The sequence below is a fragment of the Pseudonocardia sp. EV170527-09 genome (assembly GCF_008369905.1).
Classification (GTDB): domain Bacteria; phylum Actinomycetota; class Actinomycetes; order Mycobacteriales; family Pseudonocardiaceae; genus Pseudonocardia.
In genome coordinates this window covers 24,170-46,984 of the sequence record NZ_VRMC01000047.1, presented here as the reverse complement: position 1 = coordinate 46,984, position 22,815 = coordinate 24,170, and the positions used below count along the sequence as shown (strand labels likewise).

Annotated in this window: 18 protein-coding genes and 1 tRNA gene; 6 read left to right on the top strand and 13 right to left on the bottom strand. The window is 74.4% G+C overall.

Annotated elements, in window-relative coordinates; all coding sequences use genetic code 11:
* A partial coding sequence (locus FVA95_RS16160) for a transposase (protein ID WP_193564365.1) occupies window positions 1-294 on the bottom strand: 294 nt, incomplete at its 3' end.
* A 184-nt stretch (window positions 295-478) separates the two neighbouring features.
* Window positions 479-552: transfer RNA gene (locus FVA95_RS16155), tRNA-Leu, on the bottom strand.
* A gap of 33 nt (window positions 553-585) precedes the next feature.
* On the opposite strand from FVA95_RS16155, the gene FVA95_RS16150 reads away from it, so the two are divergent.
* A complete protein-coding gene (locus FVA95_RS16150; RefSeq protein ID WP_149664969.1) occupies window positions 586-1,404 on the top strand; it encodes a class I SAM-dependent methyltransferase in 819 nt (272 codons plus the stop codon).
* Between the two features lie 29 nt (window positions 1,405-1,433).
* Here the strand turns inward: FVA95_RS16150 and FVA95_RS16145 are convergent, their stop codons facing one another.
* The gene (locus tag FVA95_RS16145) at window positions 1,434-2,150 is read right to left on the bottom strand and encodes a uracil-DNA glycosylase (RefSeq protein ID WP_149664968.1); all 717 of its coding nucleotides are present in this window, start codon (window positions 2,148-2,150) and stop codon (window positions 1,434-1,436) included.
* On the bottom strand, window positions 2,147-3,100 hold the full coding sequence (locus FVA95_RS16140) for a Ppx/GppA phosphatase family protein (RefSeq protein ID WP_149664967.1): 954 nt from the start codon (window positions 3,098-3,100) through the stop codon (window positions 2,147-2,149). Before FVA95_RS16140 ends, FVA95_RS16145 begins: the two co-directional genes overlap by 4 nt.
* Before the next feature lie 86 nt (window positions 3,101-3,186).
* Here FVA95_RS16140 and FVA95_RS16135 point away from each other — a divergent pair, with 86 nt between their 5' ends.
* Window positions 3,187-4,860 (top strand): acyl-CoA dehydrogenase family protein, encoded by a 1,674-nt coding sequence (locus FVA95_RS16135; protein ID WP_149664966.1) that lies wholly within the window; start codon window positions 3,187-3,189, stop codon window positions 4,858-4,860.
* Here the strand turns inward: FVA95_RS16135 and FVA95_RS16130 are convergent.
* The 3 genes from FVA95_RS16130 to eno all read right to left on the bottom strand — a co-directional run bounded on the left by FVA95_RS16130 (window position 4,857) and on the right by eno (window position 7,452).
* Window positions 4,857-5,381: a DUF501 domain-containing protein gene (locus FVA95_RS16130; protein ID WP_205015876.1), complete on the bottom strand. Its 525-nt coding sequence runs from the start codon at window positions 5,379-5,381 to the stop codon at window positions 4,857-4,859. The genes FVA95_RS16135 and FVA95_RS16130 overlap by 4 nt on opposite strands.
* Window positions 5,382-5,385: 4 nt before the next feature.
* A complete protein-coding gene (locus FVA95_RS16125; protein ID WP_149664965.1) occupies window positions 5,386-5,985 on the bottom strand; it encodes a septum formation initiator family protein in 600 nt (199 codons plus the stop codon).
* Window positions 5,986-6,156: 171 nt separating this feature from the next.
* A complete protein-coding gene (gene eno, locus FVA95_RS16120; protein WP_020625110.1) occupies window positions 6,157-7,452 on the bottom strand; it encodes a phosphopyruvate hydratase in 1,296 nt (431 codons plus the stop codon).
* A 153-nt stretch (window positions 7,453-7,605) separates the two neighbouring features.
* Between eno and FVA95_RS16115 the strand changes: the two genes are divergently transcribed.
* The 4 genes from FVA95_RS16115 (at window position 7,606) to efeB (ending at window position 11,399) form a co-directional block, all read left to right on the top strand.
* A complete protein-coding gene (locus FVA95_RS16115; RefSeq protein WP_043279643.1) occupies window positions 7,606-8,016 on the top strand; it encodes a tetratricopeptide repeat protein in 411 nt (136 codons plus the stop codon).
* 133 nt (window positions 8,017-8,149) lie between these two features.
* Complete coding sequence (efeU, locus tag FVA95_RS16110; RefSeq protein ID WP_149664964.1) at window positions 8,150-8,974, top strand: iron uptake transporter permease EfeU; 825 nt, start codon at window positions 8,150-8,152, stop codon at window positions 8,972-8,974.
* A 44-nt stretch (window positions 8,975-9,018) separates the two neighbouring features.
* Window positions 9,019-10,167, top strand: a complete 1,149-nt coding sequence (gene efeO / locus FVA95_RS16105; protein ID WP_149664963.1) for an iron uptake system protein EfeO — start codon at window positions 9,019-9,021, stop codon at window positions 10,165-10,167.
* The gene (gene efeB, locus FVA95_RS16100; RefSeq protein ID WP_149664962.1) at window positions 10,164-11,399 is read left to right on the top strand and encodes an iron uptake transporter deferrochelatase/peroxidase subunit; all 1,236 of its coding nucleotides are present in this window, start codon (window positions 10,164-10,166) and stop codon (window positions 11,397-11,399) included. The genes efeO and efeB overlap by 4 nt, the downstream gene beginning before the upstream one ends.
* 25 nt (window positions 11,400-11,424) lie before the next feature.
* On the opposite strand, the gene FVA95_RS16095 is transcribed toward efeB, so the two are convergent.
* The 6 genes from FVA95_RS16095 to mfd all read right to left on the bottom strand — a co-directional run bounded on the left by FVA95_RS16095 (window position 11,425) and on the right by mfd (window position 22,755).
* Complete coding sequence (locus FVA95_RS16095) at window positions 11,425-12,162, bottom strand: lytic transglycosylase domain-containing protein (RefSeq protein WP_240051538.1); 738 nt, start codon at window positions 12,160-12,162, stop codon at window positions 11,425-11,427.
* A gap of 42 nt (window positions 12,163-12,204) precedes the next feature.
* Window positions 12,205-13,131, bottom strand: a complete 927-nt coding sequence (locus FVA95_RS16090) for a MazG family protein (RefSeq protein WP_149664960.1) — start codon at window positions 13,129-13,131, stop codon at window positions 12,205-12,207.
* Window positions 13,131-14,054, bottom strand: coding sequence for a peptidylprolyl isomerase (locus tag FVA95_RS16085; RefSeq protein ID WP_161992328.1), 924 nt, complete (start codon window positions 14,052-14,054; stop codon window positions 13,131-13,133). The genes FVA95_RS16090 and FVA95_RS16085 overlap by 1 nt, the downstream gene beginning before the upstream one ends.
* Before the next feature lie 13 nt (window positions 14,055-14,067).
* On the bottom strand, window positions 14,068-17,673 hold the full coding sequence (locus FVA95_RS16080; RefSeq protein ID WP_149664958.1) for a S41 family peptidase: 3,606 nt from the start codon (window positions 17,671-17,673) through the stop codon (window positions 14,068-14,070).
* The gene (locus FVA95_RS16075) at window positions 17,670-18,857 is read right to left on the bottom strand and encodes a type III PLP-dependent enzyme (RefSeq protein WP_149664957.1); all 1,188 of its coding nucleotides are present in this window, start codon (window positions 18,855-18,857) and stop codon (window positions 17,670-17,672) included. Before FVA95_RS16075 ends, FVA95_RS16080 begins: the two co-directional genes overlap by 4 nt.
* 274 nt (window positions 18,858-19,131) lie before the next feature.
* The gene (mfd, locus tag FVA95_RS16070) at window positions 19,132-22,755 is read right to left on the bottom strand and encodes a transcription-repair coupling factor (protein WP_149664973.1); all 3,624 of its coding nucleotides are present in this window, start codon (window positions 22,753-22,755) and stop codon (window positions 19,132-19,134) included.
* Between the last annotated feature and the right edge of the window lie 60 nt (window positions 22,756-22,815).

The window sequence follows — 22,815 nt, the reverse complement described above, 5'->3', positions numbered from 1 at the left end:
GCGCCGGCGCTCGAGCAGCCAGTCGGGAAAGTAGGAACCGGTGCGGAGTTTGGGGATCGCCAGCTCCACGCTGCCGGCGCGGGTGTCCCAGTCCCGGGCCCGGTAGCCGTTGCGGGAGTTGACCCGCTCGGCGCTGCGTTCCCGATAGCCGGCGCCGCACATCGCGTCGGCCTCGGCCGCCATGAGCGTCTCGGCGAACTGTTTGATCATCGCCCGGAGCAGATCCGGGCTTGCATCAGCGAGCCGGTCGTTCACCCAGCCCGCCACATCGTTCACACTGTCTGACGCGGCCATCGAGTCTCCTCCCTCGAGAACTCTAAGCACTCGAAGGATCACGCGGTGGCCGTCTCATATCCCGACGCCACGCCGTTGATCAGCGACGACGTCGTACACCACGTCCCTGGACGCAACCCACCCATCTCGCGGCCTCGACAGGCGAAAACGCTGGTCAGGGGCGTAAAATCACGGTCGGAATAGGTGCCCCCGGTGGGAGTCGAACCCACACCGGTGACCCTTTTAAGGGGCCTGCCTCTGCCGTTGGGCTACGGGGGCGCCGCGACAGCGTAGCCAGGGCGGGAAGGACTCATGCCGAGCACCGAGAAGGTCGACCTCCGGGGCGCCGCGGCGACCCTGCTGATGACCCTCTACATGCGACGCCTGGATGCCCGGTCCCGCCGCCCGATCCTCGGCGACCCGTGGGCGGAGCCCGTCTGGGACCGCATCGAGCACGACGTCCACGGTCTCTGGCAGTTCACCGGCGATGTCTCGACCATCGTGTGCCGCGCCGCGATCCTCGACGGCTGGACGCGGGAGTTCCTCGCCGCCGAGCCCGCCGGGCAGGTCCTGCACCTGGGCTGCGGGCTCGACAGCCGGCCGTTGCGGGTCGGGGTGCCGTCGACGTGCCGCTGGGTCGACGTCGACCAGCCCGAGGTCATGGACGTCCGCCGTCGGCTCTACGACTTCCCCGACAGCATCGAGCAGGTCTCCGGCTCCGTCGTCGACGACGACTGGTGGTCCGCCGTCGACCCGGCGCTGCCGACGCTCGTCGTCGCCGAGGGGCTGTTCATGTACCTCCCGGCCGAGCCCGTGCACGCCATTGTCGACCGGGTCGTGGCCGCCACCCCGGCGGCCACGCTGGCGTTCGACGCCGTCGCCCCGTGGACGGTGCGCGCCTCACGCTGGACCCCGACGTTCCGCGCGGTCGGCACCGAGTTCCGGTGGTCGTGGAATCCCGCCGAGTTCGCGCACCGGCACCCGTCGTTGACCGAGCGCGACGACGTCTCGATCTACGACGAGGTGTCCCTGCGCGAGCCGCGGGTGTGGCTGCGTCCGCTGCTGTCGGCGGCCGGGCACGTCCCGGCCATGCAGGACGCGATGCGGCTGCACCGCTTCGCCACCGACTGAGGCAGCCCTCCGACCAGCAGCGACGCGATTTATCGTCGGATCGGCGTCAATCCGCCGGCCGATGCGGTGTCGGCCAGGACCTGCTCCACCATGGCCGGGGTCAGTCGTCCGGTGAAGGTGTTCTGCTGGCTCACGTGGTAGCAGCCGAAGAGCTCCAGCGGCTCCCGGTCGGGGCGGGCGGGGGCCAGCGTCACCGACGCCCCGTGCCCGAACTTCGGGGCCGGCCGCGGGACCGTCCACCCCGCCCCGGCGAGCACCGGCAGCAGCGCCTGCCACCCGAAGCCGCCGAGCACCATGATCGATCGGACCGTCGGGGCGAGCAGGTCGAGCTCCTGTTCCAGCCAGCCGCGGCAGGTGTCCCGTTCGGCGGGGGTCGGCTTGTTCGCCGGCGGCGCGCAGTGCACGGGTGCGGTGATCCGGACCCCGTACAGCTCCAGGCCGTCGCCGATGTGCGAGGCGGTCGGCTGCGAGGCCAGCCCGACGGCGTGCAGCGCGGCGTAGAGCACGTCGCCGCTGCGGTCGCCGGTGAACATGCGCCCGGTCCGGTTCGCTCCGTGCGCGGCCGGAGCCAGCCCGACGATCAGCATCCGCGCGTCGGGCGGGCCGAAGCCGGGCACCGGCCGACCCCAGTAGGTCTCGTCGCGGAACGCGGCCCGCTTCTCCCGGGCCACCTTCTCGCGCCACTCGACCAGCCGCGGGCAGGCCCGGCACTCGGAGATCCGCTGGTCCAGGACCGCCAGGTTCATGCGATCGATCGCGCGATCCCGTCGAGGATGTCGTGCTCGGACACGACGACCCGGTCGATCCCGGCGCGCGCGTGCAGCTCGTCGGCGAGGGCCTGCACGACCAGCGATCCGGCACCGATGACGTCGACGCGGCCCGGGTGCAGCGAACCGTGCTTCTCCCGCTCCGACCGCGACGACCGGATCAGCAGGTCCGCGACCCGGTGCAGGTCCTCACGGGTCAGCGTCGAGCCGTGCACCTGCTCGCGGTCGTAGGCGGGCAGCTCCTGGGCGATCCCGGAGAGCGAGGTGATCGTCCCGGCCACCCCGACCCAGGTCCTCGCGGTCTCGACCGGCACCGACGCGAACGCCTCGGCCAGCACCTCGCCGGCGACCGCACGCGCGGAGTCGATCTCGGCCTCCGACGGCGGATCCGAGGGCAGGCAGCGCTCGGTCAGCCGCACCGACCCCATGTCGACCGACTTCGCCGCGGTCACCACGGCGACCCCGTCGCGCAGCTCCCCCACGACGACCTCGGTGGACCCGCCGCCGACGTCGGTGACGACGAACGGCCCGTCGTCGGGGTCGAGGTCGCCGACGGCGCCGACGAACGACAGGCGCGCCTCCTCGTCGCCGGAGATGATCTCCGCCTCGACGCCGAGGGTGTCGCGGACCATCGCGAAGAAGTCCTCGCGGTTCGACGCGTCCCGGGTCGCCGACGTCGCGACCATCCGGACCCGCTCAGCGCCCTTGCGGCGGGCGGCGACCGCGTAGTCGACGAGTGCCACCCGGGTCCGCTCCAGCGCCTCCGGGTCGAGCCGGCCGGTCGCGTCGACGCCCTTGCCGAGCCGCACGATCCGCATCTCGCGGTGCAGGTCGCGCAGCTCCTTCTGGCCGTCGAACGCCTCGGTGACGTCGGCGACCAGCAGCCGGATCGAATTGGTTCCGCAGTCGATGGCGGCGACCCGCGACATCGGCACTCCCTGTTCTCGGCGACCGTCGGACCTCACCGTAGTCGCGATCGCTCGGTGGAGCCGCCGGTCCGGGTTACCCTCCGGTAATGGCGACGACGCACACCTCCGCCCCGGTGTCGGACCTCGGCACCCACGAGGTCCTCAACCAGGTCCCGCCGCGTTCGGACGGCGACCTGCTCTCCGCGGACCCGGCCGTCGTCGAGGCGCTCGTGCGGGAAGGCGGGGACGCGGCGGCGCTGGAGGCGGTGGCCGCGGCCGTCGGGACCGCGGAGCACCGCGAGCACGCCCGCGCCGCGAACGCCCACGAGCCGGAGCTGCGCACGCACGACCGCACCGGGCACCGCGTCGACGAGGTCGCCTTCCACCCGTCCTGGCACGCGTTGATGCGCACGAGCGTCGAGCACGGCCTCGCCGCCGCCCCGTGGGCCGCGGCACCCGGCACCGGCGCGCACGTCACCCGCGCCGCGGGCTTCTACCTGACCTCGCAGGTGGAGCAGGGCCACCTGTGCCCGATCTCGATGACCTACGCGTCGGTGCCGGCTCTGCGCCACGCCCCGGAGCTCGCCGCCGCCTACGAACCCGGCCTGACCGCGCGGACCTACGCACCCGGCCTCGCCGTCCCCGCGGACAAGGACGGGCTGCTCGCGGGGATGTCGATGACCGAGAAGCAGGGCGGCTCCGACGTCCGCGCGGGCACCACGGTCGCCACCCCGCAGCCCGACGGCAGCTACCGCCTGACCGGGCACAAGTGGTTCACCAGCGCCCCGATGAACGACCTGTTCCTCACCCTCGCCCAGGCCCCCGGCGGGCTGACCTGCCTGGTCCTGCCCCGGGTCCTGCCCGACGGCACCCGCAACGCGATCCGGCTCCAGCGGCTCAAGGACAAGCTGGGCAACCGGTCCAACGCCTCGTCGGAGATCGAGTACGCCGGCGCGGTCGGGTGGCGGGTCGGCGACGAGGGCCGGGGCGTCCGCACGATCATCGAGATGGTCTCGATGACCCGGCTCGACTGCGTGCTCGGCTCCGCGGCGACCTCGCGGGCCGCGGTCACCGAGGCCGCGCACCACGTCGCGCACCGGTCCGCGTTCGGGACGCGGCTCGCCGAGGCGCCCCTGATGCGGGAGGTGCTCGCGGAGCTGGCCGCGGAGACCGAGGCCGCCACGGTGCTGGCGCTGCGGCTGGCCGGTGCCGTCGACCGGGGTGAGACGGCGCTGCTGCGCCTGGCCCTGCCCGTGTCGAAGTACCTGGTGTGCAAGCGGGCCTCGACCGTCGTCGCCGAGGCGTTGGAGTGCCTGGGCGGCAACGGCTACGTCGAGGAGTCCGACCTGCCCCGGCTCTACCGCGAGGCGCCGCTGAACTCGATCTGGGAGGGCTCGGGCAACGTCACCGCGCTCGACGCCCTGCGTGCCATCGCCCGCGAGCCGCACGCCGTCGAGGCGCTGCTCGCCGAGATCGACCTGGCCGCGGGATCCGAGCCGCGGCTGGACGCGACGGTCACCGCGCTGCGCGCCGAGCTGGCCGCGCCGGAGGAACGGCGGGCCCGCCGTCTCGCGGAGCTGGCCGCGCTGGCGCTGCAGGGGTCACTGCTGGTCCGCCACGCCCCGCCGGCCGTCGCGGACGTCTTCCTCGCGACCCGGCTCGACGCCGACGGGCCGCTGCGCACCGCGGGTACCCGGCCGGGCAAGGACAGCGTCGGGGTGCTGCTGGACCGGGCGACGCCGGGGAACCAGAGACAGGAGAGCTGGAGGCAGGCGGGCTAGAGGCAGGGCGGCCCGGACCGCCACCACTCGCCGATCTCCTCGAGCGCCTCGTCGCCGAACGGGTTCACCCCGGACCCGGCCGCGAGGGCGTGCGCGACGTGCACGTGCAGGCACTTCACCCGGTCCGGCATGCCTCCGGCGGTGACGTCGGGGTGCGTGGACAGCGGTTCGATCGCGTCGCGCTCGGCGAGGTAGGTCTCGTGGGCGCGACGGTAGGCGGCGGCCAGCTCGTCGTCGACGGCGAGCCGTTCCTCCATCTCCTTCATCCGGCCCTCGGCCTCGAGCGTCCCGATCCGCGACGCGAGCCGGGCACACGTCAGGTAGTACAGCGTCGGGAACGGGGTGCCGTCGGGAAGCCGCGGCGCGGTCTGCACGACCGCGGGGTGCCCGGAGGGGCAGCGGTAGGCGACCGCGAGGACCCCGCGCGGGGCGCGACCGAGCTGGTCGGCGACGGCGTCGAGGTCGGCCCGGGCGACCGGGCCCGGCTCCAGACCGGGCGGACGGGAACGAGTGCTGCTCACACCCTCATCGTCGCGGGTCGCCCACGACGTCGTTCCACAGGGTGTGGAACCAGGGCACGCCGGGCTCGGCCTGGCCGTCCTCGACGACCGGCGACGGCGGGGCCGGGAACTGCACGACGTAGGGGGTCTCCCCCGGCTGGACCATCCCGAGCCGGGACCGGGCCTGGGCCTCGACCTCGGCCGGGTCCGCGAGCCGGGCGCGGTCGGCGGACAGCCGCGCGACGTCGGCCTCCAGCGCCTGCTGCCGGTCCGAGACGTCGGACAGCTCCTGGCGCTGGGCGACGAAGTTGTGCAGCGGCACCGCGACGGTCAGCGCGAGTGCGCAGACCACGATCGCCAGGATGGCGGCCCGCTTCGTCGACGACAGGCCCAGCAGGCCGGTCGTGCGGGCGACGACCTCGCCGGCGCGGGACCGGGCACGGGTGAGGCGGGGCCGGGCGCCCTGGGGTCCGGCCGGACGCGACCGCGCACCGGAGCCGCCCGTCGACGCGGGGGCCCGCGCCGAGCGCCCGGTCGTGCTCCGCGGCTTCGCCGCGGCCCGGCCACGCCCCGTGCCGGTCGTGCGGGCGCGAGCGTCCCGTCCACGTCCCCGACGGTCCGCCATGCACCCTCCCGTCCGTACCGGGTTCCCTCACCCGCCAGTGCTGATCGGTGCCGCTGCGTGGCGGCCTGTCCAGCATGCCGCCCGATCGGGCACCGGTGACGGTGCCGCGCCGAACCGTCCACAGACGATCCGGGCGGCACCGCCGTCACCGACGGGGGAACGACCGGAGCCTCAGCTCTGGCCGGGCACCTGGTACCGCGGGAACGCCAGCTCGCCGTTGTAGCGGGCGGCGTCACCGAGCAGCTCCTCGATGCGCAGCAGCTGGTTGTACTTCGCCACCCGCTCGGACCGGGCCGGGGCGCCGGTCTTGATCTGGCCGCAGCCGGTCGCGACGGCGAGGTCCGCGATGGTGACGTCCTCGGTCTCCCCGGAACGGTGGCTCATCATGCAGCGGTAGCCCGCGTTGTGCGCCATCGTGACCGCATCGAGGGTCTCGGACAGGGTACCGATCTGGTTGACCTTCACCAGCAGCGCGTTCGCGGCGCCGCGGGCGATGCCGTCCTCGAGCCGCTCCGGGTTGGTGACGAACAGGTCGTCGCCGACCAGCTGCACCTTGTCCCCGATGGACTCGGTGAGCGCGACCCAGCCGTCCCAGTCGTTCTCGTCCAGCGGGTCCTCGATCGAGACCAGCGGGTAGGCGGCCACCAGCTCGGCCCACACCTCGGACAGCTTGTCCGCGGTGATCTTCTTGCCCTCGAAGGAGTACTTGCCGCCCTCGTGGAACTCGGTCGCGGCGACGTCGAGCGCCAGCACGACGTCGGTGCCCAGCGTGTAGCCGGCGCGCTGCACGGCGGCGGCGATCAGGTCGAGCGCCCCGCGGGTGCCGCCCTTGACGTCGGGGGCGAAGCCGCCCTCGTCGCCGAGGCCGGTCGACAGGCCCTTGTCCTTCAGCTCCGACTTGAGCGCGTGGTAGACCTCCGCGCCCCAGCGCAGCGCCTCGCGGAAGGTCTCCGCACCGATCGGCGCGACCATGAACTCCTGCACGTCGACGGAGGTGTCGGCGTGCGCACCACCGTTGAGGATGTTCATCATCGGCACCGGCAGGACGTGCGCGTTGGAGCCGCCGACGTAGCGGAACAGCTCCAGGCCCGAGGACTCCGCCCCGGCCTTCGCGACGGCCAGCGACACGCCCAGCAGGGCGTTCGCGCCGAACTTCGACTTGTCCGGGGTGCCGTCGAGGTCGACGAGGCGCTGGTCGACCAGTCGCTGGTCCACTGCCTCGACGCCGACGAGCTCCGGCCCGATCTCGTCGAGGACGGCCGCGACGGCCTTCTCGACGCCCTTGCCGCCGTAGCGGTTCTTGTCGCCGTCCCGGAGCTCGACGGCCTCGTGCTCACCGGTCGAGGCGCCCGACGGGACCGCGGCACGCGCCAGCGTGCCGTCGTCCAGCGCGACCTCGACCTCCACCGTGGGATTGCCCCGGGAATCGAGGATCTCGCGTGCCCCGACCTGCTCGATGACCGCCACCGTGACTCCTGTTCTGATCGCGGGTGTCGTCCGGTGCGTCAGCGTAGTCACCGGTCGGCCCCCGGCGGGGGACGCTTGCGTCACCCTGCTCCGCACCGGTGGTCTGTCAAGGCCTCGCATCCCGCCCGGATCGCACCTAACGTGGGGGTGACCATGAGCAGTCCCCGTGCGAACCACCAGGACCCGGTCGCCGCGTTCCGCCGTGCCGACCGGCTGCTCTCCCGGCACCGCCCGCTCGAGGCCCTCGACGCGCTCCGTCCCGTCCTCGACGCGCACGGTCCGGACGAACCCGGCGACGCCTCGGTGCACCTGCTCGCCGGCCGCGCCTACCTGGACTCGGCGCAGCTGCGGAAGGCCGAGGCCGCGTTCGTGCGGGTCGTCGAGATGGATCCGGCCGACCACTACGCGCGGTTCGCGCTCGGCAAGACACTGCAACGGCAGGGCAGGCTCGGTGAGGCCGAGACCCAGCTGAAGATCGCCTCGGCGATGGACCCGCGCCCGGAGTACCAGGAGGCACTGGGTGAGGTGCGGGCCCGCATCGCACTCGCGCCCGACCGCCCCTGAACTGCGAAAACGGATCTTCCGGGGCGAATGCCTCGCGACACTTCCGTCCTCGATCGGGTGAGGTTAGCCTTCCCGCCCGGCAGCTCACCCTCACCTGGCGACTGCTCGTGGTGTCCGTGCCGCAGGAGGTCGCATGCTGGGAAACGCGCTCATCGGGCTGCGCGAAGGACTCGAGGCCGCGCTCGTCGTGGCGATCCTGGTGGCCTTCCTGGTCCGCACCGGGCGTCGGTCCGAGCTGCCCCGGGTGTGGGCCGGCGTCGCGCTCGCCGTCGCCGTCAGCGTCGGTGTCACGCTCGGACTGACCCTGACCCAGCAGGCGCTGACGTTCCAGGCGCAGGAGGCGCTCGGCGGTTCCCTCTCGATCATCGCGGTCGGCTTCGTCACCTGGATGATCTTCTGGATGCGCTCGCACGGCCGGACCCTGTCCCGCGAGCTCGAGGGTGCGCTGGACCGGGCCGTGTCGATGGGGCCGTGGGCCGTCGTCGTGATGGCGGCGCTCGCCGTCGGCCGCGAAGGACTGGAGACCGCGATCTTCTTCTTCGCCGCCGCGCAGGCCGCGGGTGAGACCGCCGGGCCGCTGGTCGGTTTCCTGATCGGCATCGCGGTCGCCGTCGCGCTGGCGTACGCGATCTACCGCGGCGCACTGAAGATCGACCTGGGGCGGTTCTTCACCGTCACCGGCTTCCTGCTGATCTTCGTCGCCGCCGGGATCCTCGCCTACGGCGTCCACGACCTGCAGGAGGCCGGGGCCCTGCCCGGCCTGAACACCCTGGCCTTCGACGTCGGCGACGCGGTCCCCGCCGACTCCTGGTACGGCACGCTCCTCAAGGGGATCTTCAACTTCTCCCCGCAGACGACCGTGCTCCAGGCCGTCGTCTGGTCGCTCTACGTCGTGGTGGTCCTGGCGCTGTTCCTGCGCCCGGCCCGCCGGCGCACCCCCGCCGCCACCGGCGCCTGAACCCTGCACCGTCCACGGTGTCCGTCCCTCTAGGAGTACGCACGATGTCCCCCGTCACGCGCACGGCCGCCGGCCTGGCGTCGCTCACCGTCGCCGCCGCCCTGCTGGCCGGCTGCACCTCGACCGCCCCGGCGGCGCAGGGACCCGGCGACGGGGGCCCGATCACCGTGAACGCCACCGACACCGCCTGCGAGGTGTCGACCACACAGGCCCCGGCCGGCAACGTCACCTTCCGGATCACCAACGCCGGCAGCAAGGTCACCGAGTTCTACCTCTACGCCACCGGCGACCGGATCATGGGCGAGGTCGAGAACGTCGGCCCCGGCCTGTCCCGCGACCTGATCGTCGAGGTCCCCGACGGCGGCACCTACACCACCGCGTGCAAGCCCGGCATGTCCGGCGACGGCATCCGCGCCCCGTTCACCGTCACCGGCTCCGCGCAGCGCGCCACCGACACCAACGCCGAGCTCGCCGCCGCCACCGCCGGCTACCTCCGCTACGTGTCCTCCCAGTCCGACGCGCTGGTCACCACGACCTCCGAGTTCGCCGCCGCCGTGTCGGCCCGTGACGTCGCGAAGGCCAAGACCCTGTTCCCGGTCGCCCGCACCTACTACGAGCGGATCGAGCCGATCGCCGAGTCCTTCGGTGACCTCGACCCGAAGCTCGACGGCCGTGAGGACGACGAGCGCGACCCCGGTGTCGCCTGGACCGGGTTCCACCGGCTCGAGAAGGACCTCTGGGTCGACGGCCTGAAGGCCGACTCCCCGCAGATCGCCGCGACCCTGGTCACCGACACCAAGGACCTGCAGGGCCGCATCCCCGGCCTGAAGCTCACCCCGGCCGAGCTCGCCAACGGCGCCAAGAGCCTGCTCGACGAGGTCGCCACCGGCAAGATCACCGGCGAGGAGGACCGCTACTCCCACACCGACCTGTGGGACTTCCAGGCCAACGTGGAGGGCTCGCAGGCTGCCGTCGCCGCGCTGCGCCCGGTGATCGACCAGAAGGACCCGGCGCTGGGCCCGCTGCTCGACCAGCGCTTCGAGGACGTCGACACGCTGTTGCAGGGCTACCGCGTCGGCGACGGCTACAAGCTCTACACCCAGCTGACGCCCGAGGACACGAAGAAGATGGCCGCGGCCGTCGACGCGCTGGCCGAGCCGGTCAGCAAGGTCGCGGGCACCGTCACCGCATGAGCCCGCTGCACGTCTCCCGGCGGGGACTGTTCGGCCTGACCGGCGCCGGTGTGGCCCTGGCCGGGGCGGGCGTCGCCGCCGGGTACGGCCTGTCCGCCGACGGCGCCGCGGCGGGCGACGGGACCGTCGCCTTCCGCGGCGCCCACCAGGCCGGGATCGTGACCCCCGCCCAGGACCGGCTGCACTTCGTCGCCCTGGACCTCACCACCACCGACCGGGCCGCGGTGCGCGACCTGCTGGCCCGGTGGACGGCATCGGCCGAGCGGATGACGGCCGGACGGGAGACCGCCGAGGGCGGAGCGCTGCCCGGCAACCGCTACACCGCCCCGGCCGACACCGGCGAGGCGCTCGGACTGCCGCCGTCGTCGCTGACGCTGACCTTCGGCGTCGGCTCCGGGTTCTTCGACAAGCTCGGTATCACCGACCGGCGCCCGGCCGGGCTCGCCGCGCTGCCGCGGTTCCAGCGCGACCAGCTCGACCCGGCCCGCTCCGGCGGGGACCTGTGCATCCAGGCCTGCGCCGACGACCCGCAGGTCGCCGTGCACGCGGTGCGCAACCTGGTCCGCGAGGGCTTCGGCGTCACCGAGGTGCGCTGGTCGCAGCTGGGGTTCGGACGGACGTCGTCGACGTCCACCGGGCAGGCCACGCCGCGCAACCTGTTCGGCTTCAAGGACGGCACCAACAACCTCAAGGCCGAGGAACCGGACCTGCTGGACCGCCACGTGTGGGTCGGCGGCGAGGGCCCGGAGTGGCTTCGCGGCGGCTCCTACCTGGTGGCACGCCGGATCCGGATGCACATCGAGGTGTGGGACCGCTCCAACCTCGACGACCAGCAGCGCACCATCGGACGGGACAAGGGCGAGGGCGCGCCGCTGACCGGGACGGCCGAGTTCGACACCGCCGACCTCGCCGCGACCGACGCCTCCGGGCCGGTCATCCCGGACGACGCACACATCCGACTCGCCTCCGAACAGGAGAACGGCGGGGCGCGGATCCTGCGGCGCGGCTACAACTTCGTCGACGGCTCCGACGGGCACGGGCACCTCGACGCCGGCCTGTTCTTCATCGCGTTCGTGCGCGACCCGCAGCGCCAGTACGTGCCGATGCAGCGCAGGCTGGCCCGCTCCGACGCGCTCAGCGAGTACCTGGAGCACAACGGCTCGGCGCTGTTCGCGGTCCCGCCCGGCCTCGCCGAGGGCGACGACCACTGGGGCCGCGCGCTGCTCGCCTGACCCTGCGCCGACGGGGCCGGCCCCGTCAGGGAGCGGGCGGTGCGGGGGCGGCGGTGCGCTGCGCGTAGTCCGCGGCGGCGGCCCACACGTCGCCGGCGTACTCGCGGGAGGCGTTGTAGGCGAGCACCCCGCGCCACCAGTCCCCCGCCTCGGCGACGTCGCGCCCGTTCGCGCACAGGTAGCCGGCCGCGGCGAGCGCGGCGTCGTCGACCTGCTGGGGGTCGGCGACGCCGTCACCGTTGCCGTCCGCGCCGTAGCGCGCCCAGGTCCCGGGCAGGAACTGCATCGGCCCGACCGCGCGGTCCAGCACCGGGTCGCCGTCGAGGCGGCCGCCGTCGGTGTCGGCGACCCGGCGGGTGCCACCGGTGCCGTCGAGCGGGATGCCGATGATCGGCGGGTCGACGCGGCCGTCCGGGCCGGGCTCGGCGCCGCGGAAGGTGGCGTGCCCGGACTCGATCCGGCCGACCCCGGCCAGCGTCGCCCAGCTCAACCGGCAGGCCGGGGTGCGCTCGCGCTGGCGCAGCTCGGCGTTCGCGTAGGCCTGCAAGGTCCGTTCGGGGATGTCCGCCTCGGCCGCGGTGGCCCGGGCCCATGCGACCACGTCGGTACCCGCGGGCAGCGGCGCGGACGCGGGCGGGGCGGACTGCCGGTCGACCGGGGTCCGGGGCAGCGACGGCCCGAAGTCCGGGCCGGTCGCCAGCGAGACGACCACGATCAGGGCCACGATGCCGCCGATGGCCGCGAGGAGCGACTGAGTGCGCACGCTCACACGTTACCGACGGGTATCACCCGATCGGGGAGGGGGTCAGGGGCCGGCCCAGTAGCGACGCCAGTCCTGCGCGGTCAGCGCGTGCGGATCGAGCCCGTCCGCGGCCGCGGCCTTCTCCGCCGACCGCACCCGTGCCTCGAACTCGCGGGCGGCCGTGCGCAGCGCGGCCTCCGGGTCGCCGCCGCCGAGCTGCGCGGCCGCGGCCAGCCGGAACAGTGCCGCACCGGCGTCGTCGCCGGCGGGCAGCAGGTCCACGGGCAGCCCCGCCTTCGCCGTGCGGGAGGTCAGCTTCGCGGCGAGCGCGACGGCCGGCTGGACCGTCGCGACGCCGTCGACACTGGACTCGCGCTGCTTCTCGGCGCGCTTGAGCTCGTCCCAGCGGCGGTCATGGTCGGCGGCCGTGGCGACCTGCTCTCCCGCGGCGAACACGTGCGGGTGGCGACCGACGAGCTTGTCGACCAGCCCGGTCGCGACCTCGTCGATCCCGAACGGGGCGTCGGGGTGCTCGGTGGCGACGCGGGCGTGGAACAGCACCTGCAGCAGGACGTCGCCGAGCTCCTCGCGCAGCTCGGTGCGGTCACCGTCCTCGATGGACTGGTACAGCTCGTAGCACTCCTCGACGAGGTAGCGCAGCAGCGACGTGTGGGTCTGCTCGGCGTCCCACGGGCAGCCGCCGGGTGAGCGGAGCCGGTCCATCACCGCGACGGCGTCCAGCACCGCGTGTCCGGTCGGCGGCGGCACCGCGCCGGGGTGCGCGGCGGCGGGGTGGCCCGCCGGCACGAGCAGCACCGTGCCGTCGGCGAGCTCGGCGGGGTCGGTGCCGGTCCAGTCGACGGCCCCGGCTGCGGCACCGGCGTCGAGACCGGGCACGGCGAGCACCTCGGTCGCGGAGCGCAGCGCCGGCAGCGCCGCGGCCGGGAGTGCGGCCCCGCGACGGGGACAGACGACGATCGTCGCGGCCATCAGGGGGCGGGTGGGGTCGGGTTGCCGGCGGCGACCGGGAACACCACGGAGGCGTCCTCGGCGGTTGGCACGGCGAGCATCTGGATCGGGTCCCACACCCCGTAGCGCGGGTTGAGCTGCACCCCGGTGCGCAGCGCGGTGGGGGTGAGCATCCGGATCCCGGCCTCGGACAGCGAGCGCTGGTCCAGCTGGCCGACCGCGTTGCCCGGGGCGGGGGTGCCGAGGTCGCGCTCGGTCACCCGGACCACGACCCAGCCCTGGCCGCTGCCCAGCGGGAACGCCGCGACCCAGCCGGCCGGGATGCCGATCAGCGGGGTGAGCGCGGCCTGCGGGGTCTCGGCCGGGCGGATCGCGAGCGCGCGCTGGGTGGTGCCGGCACCGGCCAGCGCCGCCTCGGCCCGCTGCCCGCCGGCGGCGACCTCGCGGGCCAGCGTCGTGGCCTGGGCCCGGTCCTGGGCGACCGCGACGTCCGCGGTCACCGACAGCCGCGGCAGCTCGCGCCGGGCCAGCTCGGTCAGGGTCAGCTCGTCCCGGGTCGCGGCCTGCACACCGCCGACCGCCAGCGACGACTCCTGCACCGCCTGCTCGCCGCCCTGCCGGGCGATCGCCGCGGTGACCTGCTGGTCGGTCACGGTGACGCCCTGCTCCGGGGCGGTCAGGCCGATCAGGTCGCGGATCACCAGCTGGGACACCACGGCACGCCCGATGTCGGCCTGGGACCCGCCCTGGGCCTTCAGACCGTCGACCAGCCCGGGCCGGGTGAGCACGGAGGTGATCGCGGGCTGCACGGTCGCGAGCGGGATCGACCTCTCGCCGACGATCGCGGCGGAGTCGACCCGGCTCGGTCCGGCGCCGCAGCCGGCCCCGGTGACGGCGACGGCCCCGACGATCAGCAGGGCGGCGGTGATCCTGCGAGTGCGCACGGCGGTCAGCCTCTCACGCGATGTGGTGCCGATCTCCCCCACCCGGCCGACCCGGCAGCGCGGGCCGGGCCACCGACGGCCGCCCGGCGAGGTCCGGCGGCCGTGCGGGCGGGTGCTCGTCGAGCCGGGCCATGGCGATCTCGATCGCCCGGTCCAGCTGCGGGTCCCGTCCGGCCGCCCGGTCCTGCGGGGTCACGACCACCTCCACGTCGGGGTCCACGCCGTGGTTCTCCATCGTCCAGCCGACGTCGTCGAACCAGGTGGCGTAGCGGGGCTGGGTGACCAGGGTGCCGTCGACGAGCCGGTAGCGGCTGTCGATGCCGATCACCCCGCCCCAGGTGCGGGTCCCGACGACCGGGCCGACCCCGAGCCGCTTGATCGCGGCGGTGACGATGTCGCCGTCGGAGCCGGAGCGCTCGTCGGCCAGGGTCACCACCGGGCCGCGCGGCGCCTGCTCGGGGTAGGTCGCGGGTGCGCCGTGCCGGGGCAGGTCCCACCCGATGACGCGGCGGGCGAGCTTCTCCACCACCAGCTGGGAGGTGTGTCCGCCGCGGTTGCCGCGCACGTCGAGCAGCAGGCCGTCCTTCGCGGTCTCGCGGGCGAGGTCGCGGTGCAGCTGGGCCCAGCCGTAACCCATCATGTCCGGCACGTGCAGGTAGCCCAGCCGCCCCGCGGACCGCTCGGCGACCTCGGCGCGCAGCCGGGCCACCCGGTCCTGGTAGCGCAGCTCGTCCTCGGAGTGCAGCGGGCGCACCGCCACGCGGCGGACGGTGCCCGCGTCGGGCCGGTCGGGTCCGGAGCGCACGGTGAGCTCCACCGTGCTCCCGGCCGTCGCGACGAGCAGCGGCGCGGGCCCCCAGTGCGGGTCGAGCGGGCGCCCGTTCACCTCCAGCAGCACGTCCCCGGCCCGCACGTCGACGCCCGGCCCGGACAGCGGGCTGCGTGCGGCGGGCGCGGAGGTCTCCGGCGGCAGGACGCGCCGGACCCGCCATCCCGGGCCGCCGTCGGGTTCCGGCTCGAGGTCGGCGCCGAGCAGCTCGGGCCGCCCGGCCGGGTCGCCGCCCGCGCGGCCGCCGATGACGTAGGCGTGCGAGGTGCCGAGCTCGCCGTGCAGCTCCCACAGCACGTCGAGCAGGTCGTCGTGGCTCCCGACCCGGTCGACCAGCGGCCGGTACCGGGCGGTCTCGGCGGCCCAGTCGACCCCGGCCATGTCCTCGACCCAGAAGTGGTCGCGCATCAGGCGGGCGGTCTCGTCGAACATCTGACGCCACTGGGCGACCGGGTCGACGGTGACCACGAGCCGACGGGTGTCGATCGTGAACTCGTCGCCGCCGGCGTCGTCCTCCGGGGCGGCGGACCCGCCGCGGTCGGCGCGCAGCAGCCGGACCGTGCCCCGGTCCCGGACGACGAGCCGGGTGCCGTCGCCGCTCACCGCGAACGACGACGCCGGGTCGGCGACGACGATGACCGTGCGCCGGGCCAGGTCGAACCGCTCCAGCACGGCGCGGTCGGGCTCGGCGTCGTCGTCGGGGAGGCTGTCGCCGAGCACGCCGGTGCCGCTGGGCAGCCGCAGCCAGACCAGGCCGCCCCGGACCGCGGCGAGCCGGGTGTAGCGGGCGGCCTCGACCGGCACGCCGACGACCCGGTCGGCCAGCCCGTCGACGTCGACGACGACCTCCGGCGGCCCCCCGTCGGCGTCCCGCCCGGACCCGCGACGGCCGCCGCGCACACCGCCCCGGGCCCGTGCCCCGACCCCGGTCGCCGCGGCCACCGCGCGGCGCGCGCCGTCGGGGGCCCGGTCGACCGCCCCCTCGACCGCCCCGTCGACCGCGGTATCGCCGGGCGGCTCGGGCTCGTCGCCGGGCTCCGGCGGGGCCGGGGGCGTCGGCGGGGTGGCGGGCGGGTCGTCCGGGCCCTCGTCGGCCGGGTCCACCGGGCGGCCGTCCGGCCCCGCCCCGAACGGCGACGGCGTCCGCGCGGCCAGCGGCACCAGGAACGGCTTCCAGCCGGTGGCGAAGGTCAGGTCGAAGGAGTGCTCGTCGTAGCTGGGGTCGAACACCCGCCGGGACAGGAACGCCAGGTGCCTGCCGTCGGCGGTGAAGACCGGGTCGCTGTCGTGGAAGCGGGCCGGGGTGACCTCGGCGTGCTCGCCGTCGGCGACCCGGGTGAGCACGATCCGCGAGAGCCCCTCGGGGGTCGGGTCGCACCAGGCCAGCCAGGCGGAGTCCGGGGACCAGGACACGTCGGAGGGCTCGCCCGCGGTGCCGCGGTGCAGCTCGCACAGTTCCCCCACCGGCCGGGCCGGGGCGGCCTCGTCGACCACGCCGTCGTCGGGTCGCTCGTCGGGACCGGACACCGGGTCCGGCACGGGGTCGGCGCCGGTGTGCAGCACCAGCAGCCTGCCGTCGTGCGTGGTGAGCGCGACGGCGGAACCGTCCGGCGCCGGGGCCAGCTCCAGGACCCGGCCGAGCCGGCCCGCGGCGTACCGCGCCCGCTCCGGGGCGGCCGGGGCGTGCGCGTCGAGCGGGGCCACGACCACGGCGTCCTCGCCGGTCGCGTCGTCCACCCACACGGCGCGGTCCGTGCCGAGCGGGTGCGCGAGCCGGGCCCGCACGCCGGGCTCGGCGAGCAGCGCACGGGCGGGGCCGTCGCGGTGGGTGAGCCGGTGCACGGTGCCGAGCACCGACACGATGCTCGCCCGGCCGGTGCGGTCCGGCCGGACCGGACCCAGGTCGGCGGGCAGCGACGCGCGGAAGGGCTCGCGGGGGCGCCGCGGCCCGCCGGGCCGGACGTCGATCCGGCGCGGCTGCGAGGCGGCGGACAGGTCGTCGAGCAGGAAGATCTCCCCTGCCGACTCGTAGACCACCCGGCGCCCGTCGGTGCTCGCGTGCCGGACGTAGAAGTCGGTGCCGCCCCCGGAGCCGTGGTCGGTGTGTCGGCGCAGGTCGGTGCCGGGGTCGGCGAGCGGGACGGAGTAGACGTTCCCCCAGCCCTCGTGGTCGGAGACGAACACCAGCCGCGGGCCCGACCCGTCGTCGACGATCATGGGGCACTCCAGCTGCCCGGCCAGACCGGCGAGGACCCGGGTGAACTCCCCGGTCCCGGTGGCATCGAGCCAGAGCCGTCCCGCGCGCCCGCCGCGGTAGCGCTTCCAGTGGGCCGCGTCCCGCCCGCCCTCGACCTGGGTGAGCACGGCGGGGCCGCCGGGCTGGTGGGCGAGCGCGGAGAGCGTGCCGTGCGGCAGCAGCTCCGGTGTGCCGCCGGTCGCCGGGACCGCGTACGCCCACAGCCGGGAGGTCGCGTCCCCGTGCGCCGACAACGCGACCACCGCCCCGTCGGGGGTCCAGCCCGCCGCGCGGGTCGTCGCCTCGCCCCACCAGGTGAGCCGGGTGGGCGTGCCGCCCTCGGCGTCGACCCGGTACACCTCGGGCGCACCGTCGCGCCGGGACGCGAAGGCGATCGACCCGCCGTCGGGCGAGAAGCGCGGCGCGGTGACCGGCACCCCGTCCGCGGTCAGGCGGTGGGCCCGCCCGCCCGCGACCGGAGCCGTCCACAGATCGTCCTCCGCGACCAGGACGAGCGTGTCACCCGACAGGTGGGGATGGCGCAGGAAGCTCACACGGCGACGTTAGCCGCACGCACCGACGTTCCGGACCCACCCGTGGCGGGGTCCCCGGTGCAGACGCAGCGCAGCGGGGCGAACCCGTTGAAGCCGACCGAGGAGTAGCTGGTGGTGTAGGCGCCGGTGTGCAGCAGCCGGACCACGTCACCGGCGCACAGGTCGTCGGGGAGCAGGTAGGGATGCCTGCGGTAGAGCACGTCGGCGCTGTCGCAGGTCGGTCCGGCCAGGACGACCGGCGAGCGGGGACCGTCGTCGTGGGCGGTGCGGATCGGGTAGCGGACCAGCTCGCCCTCGGTCTCGGCGAGCCCGCCGAAGCGGCCGATGTCGAGGTAGACCCAGCGCGGACCGGCGTCGCCGTCCCGGTCTGACACGAGCACGACCTCGCTGTAGAGCGTCCCCGCGCCGGCGACGAGGCCCCGGCCCGGCTCGATCATCAGCTCCGGCCGGTCGTCGCCGAACTCCGCGGCGACCGCGTCCCGGATCGCGTCGCCGTAGTCCGCCAGGGGGAGGACGTGCGCGTCGTAGTGCGCGGGGAAGCCGCCACCGAGGTTGAGCAGGTACGGCCGCAGACCGCGGGCGCGGACCCTGCGGAACACCTCCGCGGCGTCGGCGATCCCGGCGCGCCACGCCCCCGGGTCGAGCTGCTGGGAGCCGACGTGGAACGACACGCCCGCCGCGCGCAGCCCGGCCGCGTCGGCGTCGAGCAGCAGCGACGCGGCCGCGGCGGGCGAGCACCCGAACTTGCGGTCCAGCGGGAAGCAGGAGCCCGCGCCGCTGCAGGCGACCCGGACGAACACCTCGGCACCCGGCGCGCACCGGGCGATCTTCGCCAGCTCGGCGGCCGAGTCGACGGCGAACCGGCGCACGCCGCTGCGGTGCGCGAACGCGATGTCCCGTTCCTTCTTGACGGTGCTGCCGTAGGAGATGTCCGCGGGCCGAGCACCGGCCGCCAGGCACAGTTCCAGCTCCGGCCGACTGGCGACGTCGAATCGCGCGCCGAGACCGACCAGGAATGCGACGAGCCGTGGGTCCGGATTCGCCTTGACCGCGTAGAACAGGTCCACGCCGGGGAGCGCGTCACCGAATTCGGCATACCGTTCTCGGACGGTGTCCATGTCCAACACCAGGCACGGAGTGCAGAAATCGGCGGAATCGGTGGAGTCTGGCCGGCGACCGGACATCGGACACACCTCTTTCCCAGAAACGGGGAGCTTACGACGGAAACGGCCTTCTCACGCGCCGTTGACCTGATCGTAAAACAGTTTGGATCGCGTCCGCGAAGTGCTGTGGATCACCAGAAAAAACGGGAACCCACGTCGCGCGATTGATCCCGACAACTCCGACGACCGGTTCGCCGGCGTCCGTCCCGTTACGTCCCGGAAACAGTGCGGACGCCGACACCCGAAGTTCCCCGGCAAGACACCGGGTGTTCATCAGGATCGCGTCAGGACCGCGTCAGGAGGAGGCCGAGCTGTGCACCGGGGTGGAGGTCGGCACGATCTGCAGCAGCAGCTCCGCGCACCAGCCGAGCAGCTCGACGTCGCGCAGCGCCGCCCCGCCGATCCGGTTGCCCTGCATCGGCTTGGGCACCGTGACGATCTGCGCGGCCGCCTTGTACTGCGCCTTCGGGTAGAGCCGGCGCAGCCGCAGCTGGGCGGAGTCGGGCAGCTGCATCGGACCGATCCGCAGCTGGGTGCCCGCCGAGGCGACCTCACGGATGCCGAGGCGGCGGCACAGCTGGCGGAACCGGGCGACCTCCAGCAGGTTGCGCACCGGGGTCGGGGGCTCGCCGTAGCGATCGGTCAGCTCCTCGATGATCGCGGTGAGCGCGGCGTCGTCGGGCGCCTCGGCGATCTTGCGGTAGACCTCCAGACGCAGCCGCTCGCCGTCGACGTAGTCGTGCGGGACGTGGGCGTCGACCGGCAGATCGACCCGGACCTCCTGCAGCTCCTCCGGCTCGGCCCCGATCTCCCCGCCCGCCTGCTTGCGGAACGCGGCGACGGCCTCCCCGACCAGGCGGATGTAGAGGTCGAACCCGACGCCGGCGATGTGGCCGGACTGTTCGGCGCCCAGGATGTTGCCCGCTCCGCGGATCTCCAGGTCCTTCATCGCGACGGCCGCACCGGAGCCCAGCTCGGAGTGCTGGGCGATGGTGGCGAGCCGGTCGTGCGCGGTCTCGGTGAGCGGGTGGTCGGCCGGGTAGAGGAAGTAGGCGTAGCCACGGTCGCGGCCACGCCCGACCCGGCCGCGCAGCTGGTGGAGCTGCGACAGCCCCAAGGCGTCGGAGCGCTCGACGATCAGGGTGTTGGCGTTGGAGATGTCCAGGCCGTTCTCGACGATCGTGGTGCAGATCAGCACGTCGAACTCGCGGTGCCAGAACGCGCTGACGGTCCGCTCCAGCAGGTCCTCGTTCATCTGCCCGTGCGCGACGGCGACCCGTGCCTCGGGGACGAGGTCCTGGATCTTCTTGGCCGCGCGGTCGATCGAGCTGACCCGGTTGTGGACGTAGAACACCTGGCCGTCGCGCAGCAGCTCGCGGCGGACGGCGGCGGCGACCTGCTTGTCGTCGTAGGCGCCGACGTAGGTCAGGGTCGGGTGCCGCTCCTCGGGCGGGGTGGTGATCGCCGACATCTCACGGATGCCGGCCAGGCTCATCTCCAGGGTCCGCGGGATCGGTGTCGCGGACAGGGTCAGCACGTCGACGTGCGCGCGCAGGGCGGTGATGTGCTCCTTGTGCTCGACGCCGAAGCGCTGTTCCTCGTCCACGATCACCAGGCCGAGGTCCTTGTAGCGGATGCCGGTCTGCAGCAGCCGGTGCGTGCCGACGACGACGTCGACCTGCCCGTCGGCGAGCTTCTCGATCGTCTCGCGCGCCTCGGCCGGGTCGGTGAACCGCGACAGCCCGCGCACGGTCACCGGGAACTGGCGCATCCGCTCGGAGAACGTGGACAGGTGCTGGGTCGCGAGCAGCGTCGTCGGGACGAGCACGGCGACCTGCTTGCCGTCCTGCACCGCCTTGAACGCCGCCCGCACCGCGATCTCGGTCTTGCCGAACCCGACGTCGCCGGAGATGACGCGGTCCATCGGGACCGGACGCTCCATGTCCCGCTTGACCTCGTCGATCGCCGACAGCTGGTCGGGGGTCTCGGTGTAGGGGAACGCGTCCTCCAGCTCGCGCTGCCACGGGGTGTCCGCGCCGAACGCGTGCCCCGGCGAGGCCTGGCGGGCCGCGTAGAGCTGCACCAGACCGGCCGCGATGTCCTTGACCGCCTTGCGGGCGCGGCTCTTGGTCTTGGCCCAGTCCCCGCCGCCGAGCTTGTTGACCGCGGGCTGCTCGCCGCCCACGTAGCGGCTGATCTCGTCGAGGGCGTCGGTCGGCACGAACAGCCGGTCGGCGGGCTGGCCGCGCTTGGAGCTGGCGTACTCCAGCACCAGGTACTCCCGGGTGGCGCCCTGGACGGTGCGCTCCTTCATCTCGACGAAGCGCCCGATGCCGTGCTGGTTGTGGACGACGAAGTCGCCGGGCTGCAGCACCGCCAGGTCGACGGCGTTGCGCTTGCGCGGGGTGGTCCTGCGCGGCGCGGTGTCGAGCCCGGCGCGGCTGCCGGTCAGGTCGGGCTCGGAGACGACGACCAGCCCCACCTCCGGCGCGGTGAACCCGTTCAGCACCCGCCCGCAGGTGACGGTGACGATCCCCTTCTCCGGGGCGTCGGCCAGCACCGGGACGGCCGCGGCGGGGACCTCCGCCTCGCGCAGCTGCTCCAGCGAGCGGTCCGCGGTGCCCTGCCCGGCCAGCACGAGCACCGCGGCACCGCCGGTGGCGACGTGGGCACGCAGGTCGGTCAGCGCGCGGTCGGTGTCGCCCCGGTAGGGCTCGATCTCGTGCACGCCCGCCACGACGACGTCGTCGGCACCCGACAGCAACGGCGACAGCGACACCACGGGGCGGCCGGTCGCCGTCGCGTGGTCCAGCGTGACGCGCAGGTCGCGGTAGGCCGACCCGGAGACGTCGATCGGGGCCTCGCCGCCGGAGCCGGACGCCAGCCAGGACGCCTCCAGGAACTCCTGCCCGGTGCGCACGAGGTCGGCGCAGCGGGTCCGGATGCGCTCGGGGTCGGCGAGCAGCACCCGCGTCCCGTCCGGCAGCAGGTCGGTGAGCGTCTGCATCTCCCCGCCGACCAGCGCCGGGATCAGCGACTCCATGCCCTCGCCGGGGATGCCCTCGGACAGCTTCTCCAACAGCTCGCGCAGCGGGTTGCGGTTGAGCCCGGCGGTCTCGGGCTGTTCGAGGGCCAGCTCGGCGGCCCGCTCGCGCACCGGGGTGGTGAGCAGCAGCTCGCGACACGGCGGGACGTCGATCCGGGTGACCTCGCCGACCGAACGCTGATCGGCGACGGAGAACGACCGCACCTCGGAGACCTCGTCGCCCCAGAACTCGACCCGCACCGGATGCTCGGCGGTCGGCGGGAAGATGTCGAGGATGCCGCCGCGCACGGCGAACTCGCCGCGGGTGGTCACCATCTCGGCGCGGCTGTAGGCCAGCTCGACCAGACGCACGAGGAGCTGCTCGAAGTCGTGCTCCTCGCCGACGGCCAGCGAGACCGGGGCCAGCGTGCCCAGCCCGGGCGCGACGGGCTGGATCAGGCTGCGCGCCGCGGTCACGACCACCCGCGGGGCGGTCCCGGTCGAGGCGAGCCGGCGGAAGATCGTCAGCCGACGGGCGACGGTGTCCGGGCGCGGGGACAGCTTCTCGTGGGGCAGCGTCTCCCAGCTCGGCAGCACGACGACGGGGGCGCCCGCGCAGTCGTGCACGGTGTCGGCGGCGGCGCCCGGCGCCTCGCCGTGGCCGAGCAGGTCCGACACCGCGGCCGCGAGGTCCTCGGCCTCCCGGTCGGTGGCGGTCACGGCGAGCACCGTGGAGGTCTCGGCGAGCCCGGCGGCGAGCAGCGGGCGTACCGCGGAGGGGCCCTCGACCTGCACGGCAGGGGTCTCACCGGCGCGGGTGTCCGCGGCGCGGGCGGCATCGACGGCGGCACGGAGACCGGCGTCGGACAGGGCGGAGGTGAGCAGACCGGACAGGATGGCCACGACGGCGCTGGCTCCTCGGTGGAGGTGGGCTGGCGGTGCGCGCGGCGGCGG

Bases quoted from the DNA above. Each gene is read 5' to 3' on its own strand.
- FVA95_RS16115 (WP_043279643.1), top strand. From the start codon at position 7,606: ATGAGCAGTCCCCGTGCGAACCACCAGGACCCGGTCGCCGCGTTCCGC.
- FVA95_RS16140 (WP_149664967.1), bottom strand. From the start codon at position 3,100: ATGTCGCGGGTCGCCGCCATCGACTGCGGAACCAATTCGATCCGGCTG.
- FVA95_RS16125 (WP_149664965.1), bottom strand. From the start codon at position 5,985: ATGGCGGACCGTCGGGGACGTGGACGGGACGCTCGCGCCCGCACGACC.
- efeB (WP_149664962.1), top strand. From the start codon at position 10,164: ATGAGCCCGCTGCACGTCTCCCGGCGGGGACTGTTCGGCCTGACCGGC.
- FVA95_RS16075 (WP_149664957.1), bottom strand. From the start codon at position 18,857: ATGTCCGGTCGCCGGCCAGACTCCACCGATTCCGCCGATTTCTGCACT.
- FVA95_RS16135 (WP_149664966.1), top strand. From the start codon at position 3,187: ATGGCGACGACGCACACCTCCGCCCCGGTGTCGGACCTCGGCACCCAC.
- efeU (WP_149664964.1), top strand. From the start codon at position 8,150: ATGCTGGGAAACGCGCTCATCGGGCTGCGCGAAGGACTCGAGGCCGCG.
- efeO (WP_149664963.1), top strand. From the start codon at position 9,019: ATGTCCCCCGTCACGCGCACGGCCGCCGGCCTGGCGTCGCTCACCGTC.
- FVA95_RS16090 (WP_149664960.1), bottom strand. From the start codon at position 13,131: ATGGCCGCGACGATCGTCGTCTGTCCCCGTCGCGGGGCCGCACTCCCG.
- FVA95_RS16145 (WP_149664968.1), bottom strand. From the start codon at position 2,150: ATGAACCTGGCGGTCCTGGACCAGCGGATCTCCGAGTGCCGGGCCTGC.
- FVA95_RS16150 (WP_149664969.1), top strand. From the start codon at position 586: ATGCCGAGCACCGAGAAGGTCGACCTCCGGGGCGCCGCGGCGACCCTG.